The 411-nt window shown below is 47.9% G+C and carries 1 pseudogene; it reads right to left on the bottom strand.

Features of this window, described 5'->3' with window-relative positions:
* Positions 1 to 287: 287 nt before the first annotated feature.
* Positions 288 to 411 (bottom strand): annotated as a pseudogene (locus QTN95_RS21140) (type VI secretion system tube protein Hcp); the annotation flags it as partial.

Raw genomic sequence — 411 nt, forward strand, 5'->3', positions numbered from 1 at the left:
GTTAAGTCATGCCGACGGCTGGCTAAGGTGATTTGATAACAAAAACCGTAACAAGGTCGATGATGAAACACGCTGGCAGACAAGGACTCTTGCCCATCGAACTGAGTCACAACCAAGGCATCATCGCCGAGTCCTTCTATATCTATGGTGTACGCCAATGTCGCCATACGTCTCTCCTATCGTTAACCCTAAACACAAAAACCTTCACCACACATCACCGTGAAAAGGATGGTTTGAGGTTAAGGTTTTCAGGTGGCCCCATGGGGAGCCACCGAAAATCAAAGTGATTAAGCTTCGATAGGTTTACGCCAATCGTCTGAACCAGACGTACCTGCGTTGACGTGATCCCAAGTGATCTTACGGTACGACATTGAGACCGTTAGATTTTGCGTGAAGTCGGACATCGACGGA

Source organism: Vibrio sp. M260112, from assembly GCF_036533775.1.
GTDB lineage: Bacteria > Pseudomonadota > Gammaproteobacteria > Enterobacterales > Vibrionaceae > Vibrio.